Here is a 5,754-nt window from a genome sequence, read left to right on the forward strand (position 1 = left end):
CGGCGGCAGGGCGCCGAGCCGGAGTTCGGGGCCGAGCGCCGCCGGCCGGAGCTTGGAATGGGCGAGCCAGAGGTAGTTGCCGCGCTCCGTGACGTGGTCGGAGAACTCGTTGGCCAGGGCGAAGCCGAGACGGACCGGCCGGCCGGCCTCATCGATCAGGTAGATGCCGGCGATCTCCGGCTCCTCGCCGCCGTCGAGGGCGAAGGCCGGCGAGACCAGCGGCGCGCCGGAGGCGACGAGGCCGGAACCGTCACCCTTGTAGAACCATTCGGGCTGGGCCCCGACCGTTCCGGGCGCCGGCTTGCCGCCCTCGACGCCCATCAGGAACATCCGCATGGAATCGGTCGGGGCCGGGTCCTCGGCGGCGGCGCGGTGCATCTGGTTGCGCCCCTCGGCGGAGCCGAGATGGGTCAGTCCGGTGCCGCTCAGGAGCAGGTGCGCCGGATCCGGATGATCGATCGGCGGCAGCAGCGTCACCGTGTCGAGATCCACCGGACCGCCGAATCCGGCCGCGGCCGCGGCCGCGGCGAGATCGCGCCCGGCGGCCAGCGCCGCCTGCGCCAGGGACAGGACGCTGGTCACGCCGATCACCGTGCGCACCCGGTCCCCGGCCAGGGCCGCGACGCCGCGCCGCCCGTCCGGCAACCGATATTGTAGGAGTGACGAAACCATCCTGTTCCTCCCGGCGCCGGCTCTGGTCCGAGCCGGCTGCCCTGGTCTGGTTGCGGCGGCCGGTCAGCCGGAGGCCGGGCGCAGGACGCCGTCGACCTGTCGGGCGAGGTGCCAGGGATTGCCGCTTCGAAGGGGCGCGGGCAGCAGCGCGTCGGGCAGATCCTGGTAGCAGACGGGGCGCAGGAACCGCTCGATCGCCAGGGTGCCGACCGAGGTGGTGCGCCCGTCCGAGGTCGCCGGGAACGGCCCGCCATGCACCATCGCCGGGGCGACCTCGACGCCGGTCGGCCAGCCGTTGGCGAGGACGCGGCCGGCCTTGCGGGCGAGCAGCGGCACCAGCTCCGCGGCGGCGGGCGCGTCGTCCGGATCGAGATGCAGCGTCGCGGTGAGCTGGCCTTCGAGCGCCTCGATCACCCGCACCAGCTCGGCGCCGTCGGCGGCGGCGACCAGGATCGCGGCGGGACCGAACATCTCCTCCGCCAGCGCCGGGTCGGCGAGGAAATGGGCCGCGTCGGTGCGGAACAGGGCGGTCGGCGCCCGGTCCGCGCCGCCATCGCTGCGCGCCAGCGTGGCCACGCCGTCCTGGCCCGCCATCGCCGCGACGGCGTCGGCGAAGCGGTCGCGGATGCCGGGCGTCAACATCCCGTGCGGCGCGCTCGCCCGCAGGGCCTCCGCGGCGGCCTGCGCGAAGGCATCGAGATCGGGACCGGCAAGGCCGATCAGCAGGCCGGGATTGGTGCAGAACTGCCCGGCGCCGAGGGTGAGCGACTGCACGAAGGCGGCCCCGAGCTCGGCCGCCCGCGCCCGCAGGGCGGCGGGCATCAGCACGACCGGATTGACCGCGCTCATCTCCGCGTAGACCGGGATCGGCTCCCGGCGCTGCGCCGCCACCCGCATCAGGGCGAGGCCGCCCGCGCGCGACCCGGTGAAGCCCACGGCCTTGATGCGCGGATCGGCGACCAGGGCGGTGCCGAGCGCCTGCGACGGCCCCGGCAGGTAGGAGAACACGCCCTCGTGCAGGTCGAGTCCGGCGACCGCGGCGCGGACGGCGCGCGCCACCATCTCGCCGGTTCCGGGGTGGGCCGGGTGACCCTTGACCACGACCGGGCAGCCGGCGGCGAGCGCCGAAGCGGTGTCGCCGCCGGCCACCGAGAAGGCGAGCGGGAAATTCGAGGCGCCGAACACGGCGACGGGTCCGAGCGCGACGTGGCGGCGGCGCAGATCCGGACGCGGAAGCGGCTGGCGATCGGGAAGCGCCGTGTCGTGCGTCGCACGGATCCAGTCGCCGGAACGCACGAGACTCGCGAATTGTCGGAGTTGACCCACGGTCCGGGTCCGCTCGCCCTCGAGGCGCGCCTCGGGCAGGCCGGTCTCCGCGCGGGCCCGCGCAATCAGGCCGGGTCCAAGATCGCCGATCGCCTCGGCCACCGCGTCGAGGAAGCGGGCCCGTCGCGCGGGCTCCGTCTCCGAGAAGCTCGGGAAGGCCGCTTCGGCCAGGGCGCAGGCCCGCTCGACCTCGGCGGAGCCGGCCGCGGCGAAGACGGGGTCGAGCGGCGCGCCCGTCGCGGCCTCCACGCCGCGGAACGTCTCCGCGGACCGCACCGCCTCGGACCCGATCAGGATCGACCCCTCGACCAACCCATCCTCCCTCTCTTTTACTCAGACAATTAAACTATATTGATTCGTTAGGTCCTGCAAGCACCGCGCGCTTCCGCCGCGGAGACACCACTTGAAGCCGTTTGTCGGCCTCGCGGCGCCGAGGAAGGCGACCGAGAGCGTTGCGCGGATCAGACCTTCCAGGATCAGAGAGCCGTCCCGGGGGCAGCCACGGGATCTCCAAATAAAGACATATGAAATCAGAGGTTTAGGGCATCGGATGGCGCAGGGGCCCGAGCCTGCGGCGGCGGGCGCCGGCGGCTGTGGCCGGCAGGAACGCGAGTGACCGCTGCCGACGGATCGGCCCTGGATTCCACCGGGCCGCCGTTCCCGGCAGCGCTGGTTTTGCGAAGCTACACTTGGCGGCTATTGTCGCTCGAACGACATCGCCCGGACCCGCAGAGGCCCGCGGCAGGCTCGGATCCCGAGCCGCGACGGTGCTCGTTGGGGGGATACGGGTGGCGCGCGCAACGGGACTTGAGGCCGTCAAACTGCCGCTCGCTTCCGACGGACAGCGGATCCACGGCTCGGTGGCGCGCGAGATCGGCGTCGCGATCCTGGCCGGCCGCTACGCTCCGGGCGAAATCCTGCCCGGCGAGATCGAATTCTCGGAGCAGCTCAAGGTGTCGCGCACCGCCTATCGCGAGGCGGTGCGCATCCTCAGCGCCAAGGGGCTCGTCGAGAGCCGGCCGAAGATCGGGACGCGCGTCAGCTCGCGCAACCGCTGGAACCTGCTCGATCCGGACATCCTCGCCTGGGCCTTCGAGGCGGAGCCGAGCGAGTCCTTCATCCGCGACCTGTTCGAGCTGCGCATGGTGGTCGAGCCGGCCGCGGCGGCGTTCGCCGCCGAGCGCCGCACCGCGCTCGACATCGCCCGGATGGGCCACGCCCTCGAGGAGATGGCGCGTCACGGCCTTGCCAACGAGGCGGGCCGCGCCGCGGACCAGACCTTCCATCTCACGATCCTGGAGGCGACCCGCAACGGTCCGCTGATCACCCTGTCGAGCTCGATCGCGGCGGCGGTGACGTGGACCACGATCTTCAAGCAGCGCCGCCAGGCGCTGCCGCGCGATCCGATCCCCGTCCACCGCACCCTCTACGAGACGATCGTGGCCGGCGATCCGGCCGCCGCGCATGCGGCGATGACCGAACTCGTCCGCCTCGCCCTCGCCGACACCGAGATGTCGATGAAGGCGTGAGCGCAGGGCGGGCGCCGGATGCGGGGCGCCTGCCCTTCCGTCGGGCCGCGGGCGCATCGCCGTCAATGGTTGTCGCGGGGCAGACCCTTGGTCTGCGCGATGCGCTGGAAGGCTTCCGCCCCTTCGAGGATGGCGCCGGTCTGCATCTGCCCGACGACCTGGCGCTGGATCGCCTGCCAGGGCGTCTGCGAGGCCGGGGAGGGATAGCCGCCGCCGGCCGCGAGATCCCGGCGGCGCGCGTCCAGTTCGGCCTCGCCGATCAGCACGTCGGCGGTGCCGCGGCGCAGGTCGATCCGCACCCGGTCGCCGGTGCGCAGCAGGGCGAGGCCGCCGCCGGCGGCGGCCTCCGGCGAGGCGTTGAGGATCGAGGGCGAGGCCGAGGTGCCCGATTGCCGCCCGTCGCCGAGGCAGGGCAGCGCGTGCAGGCCGGCCCGGATCAGATGCGCGGGCGGGCGCATGTTCACCACCTCCGCCGCCCCCGGATAGCCCACCGGGCCGGCCCCGCGCATCACCAGCAGGGTCTCCTCGGTGATGTCGAGGGCGGGGTCGTCGATGCGGGCGTGGTAGTCCTCGGGGCCGTCGAAGACGACGACGCGGCCCTCGAAGGCGTCCGGATCGGCCGGGTTGGAGAGGTAGCGCGCGCGGAAGTCCTCGCCGATCACGCTGGTCTTCATGATCGCGGCGTCGAACAGGTTGCCGCGCAGCACCAGGAAGCCGGCGGCCTCCTTCAGCGGCCGGTCGATCGGCCGGATGACGTCCTCGTCCTCGATCGCCGCGCCGCGGCAATTGTCGCCGATCGACCGCCCGTTGGCGGTGATCGCCGCCTCGCGGATCAGGCCCTCGCGCATGAGCTGGGCCACCACCGCCGGGAGGCTGCCGGCGCGGTAATAATCCTCGCCGAGATAGCTGCCCGCCGGCTGCAGGTTGACGAGGAGCGGCACGTCGAGGCCGTGGGTCTGCCAGTCGTCGATGGTCAGCTCGACCCCGATATGCCGCGCGATCGCCGCGAGATGGATCGGCGCGTTGGTCGATCCTCCGATCGCCGAGTTGACGACGATCGCGTTGAGGAAGGCGTCGCGGGTCAGGATGTCGGAGGGTTTGAGATCCTCGGCCACCATCGCGACGATGCGCTTGCCGGTGCGGTAGGCCGCCTCCTGGCGGTCGCGGTAGGGGGCGGGGATCGCGGCGCTGCCCGGCAGCATCATGCCGAGCGCCTCGGCCAGCGTGTTCATGGTCGTCGCCGTGCCCATCGTGTTGCAGAACCCGGTCGAGGGCGCCGACGAGGTCACGAGCTTGATGAAGCCGTCGTGATCGATCTCGCCCGCCGCCAGCATCTCCCGCGCCCGCCAGACGATGGTGCCCGACCCCGTGCGCTGCCCCTTGTGCCAGCCGTTCAGCATCGGCCCGACCGAGAGGGCGATGGCCGGGATGTTCACGGTGGCGGCCGCCATCAGGCAGGCCGGCGTGGTCTTGTCGCAGCCCGTGGTCAGCACCACCCCGTCGAGGGGATAGCCGTACAGGAGCGCGACGAGGCCGAGATAGGCGAGATTGCGGTCGAGCCCCGCGGTCGGGCGCTTTCCGGTCTCCTGGATCGGGTGGACCGGAAATTCGAGCACGATCCCCCCGGCCTCGCGGATGCCCTCGCGGACGCGCTCCGCCAGGACGAGGTGATGCCGGTTGCAAGGGGAGAGATCCGAGCCGGTCTGGGCGATGCCGATCACCGGCTTGCCCGAGCGCAACTCCTCCAGGCTGAGGCCGAAGTTGAGGTAGCGCTCCAGGTAGAGCGCCGTCATGTCGATGTTGTCGGGGTTGTCGAACCAGGCGCGCGAGCGCAGCCGGCAGGGACTGGAGACGTCGGTCATCGGGCGGTCCGGCTCGAATCGGGGCTGGTCGAGAAGCGGTAGGTGATGACGTTGCGGTAGGTCGCGCCGGGATCGAGGCGGGCGGAGCCGAAGGCCGGCTGGTTCGGCGTGTCGGGAAAGAGCTGGGGTTCGAGGGCGAGCCCGTCCGATTGCCGGTAGGCCAGGCCGGATTTGCCGACCGCCGTCGCATCGAGGAAGTTGCCGCTGTAGAACTGCACGCCCGGCTGGTTGCTCGTCATCTCCAGCACCCGACCCGAGACCGGGTCCTCGACCCGGGCGACCGGACGCGGCGCCGCCGTCGGCGCCTTGGCCAGCACGTAATTGTGGTCGTAGCCGCGCCCGCGCACGATCTGCGGCTCGCGCCC

Annotated in this window: 5 protein-coding genes; 1 reads left to right on the plus strand and 4 read right to left on the minus strand. The window is 72.4% G+C overall.

The window, feature by feature from the left end:
• On the minus strand, positions 1–672 hold a 672-nt coding region (locus tag MFF42_RS22355), incomplete at its 3' end, for an FAH family protein (RefSeq protein WP_238257863.1).
• Between the two features lie 63 nt (positions 673–735).
• Positions 736–2,310, minus strand: coding sequence for an aldehyde dehydrogenase (NADP(+)) (locus MFF42_RS22360; RefSeq protein WP_238257865.1), 1,575 nt, complete (start codon positions 2,308–2,310; stop codon positions 736–738).
• Positions 2,311–2,786: 476 nt separating this feature from the next.
• Between MFF42_RS22360 and MFF42_RS22365 the strand changes: the two genes are divergently transcribed.
• Positions 2,787–3,527 carry a FadR/GntR family transcriptional regulator gene (locus tag MFF42_RS22365; RefSeq protein ID WP_238257866.1) on the plus strand — a complete coding sequence of 247 codons (741 nt, stop codon included), beginning with the start codon at positions 2,787–2,789 and terminating at the stop codon, positions 3,525–3,527.
• A gap of 62 nt (positions 3,528–3,589) precedes the next feature.
• Here the strand turns inward: MFF42_RS22365 and MFF42_RS22370 are convergent, their stop codons facing one another.
• The gene (locus MFF42_RS22370; protein ID WP_238257868.1) at positions 3,590–5,389 is read right to left on the minus strand and encodes an IlvD/Edd family dehydratase; all 1,800 of its coding nucleotides are present in this window, start codon (positions 5,387–5,389) and stop codon (positions 3,590–3,592) included.
• Positions 5,386–5,754: aldose epimerase family protein (locus tag MFF42_RS22375; RefSeq protein WP_444980421.1), on the minus strand; the 369-nt coding region annotated here is incomplete at its 5' end. The genes MFF42_RS22370 and MFF42_RS22375, both read right to left, overlap by 4 nt.

The organism is Methylorubrum podarium, assembly GCF_022179745.1.
GTDB classification, from domain to species: domain Bacteria; phylum Pseudomonadota; class Alphaproteobacteria; order Rhizobiales; family Beijerinckiaceae; genus Methylobacterium; species Methylobacterium podarium.

What these genes read in the sequence shown, in the direction of transcription:
- MFF42_RS22370 (WP_238257868.1), bottom strand. Translation starts at nt 5,389, where the DNA reads ATGACCGACGTCTCCAGTCCCTGCCGGCTGCGCTCGCGCGCCTGGTTC.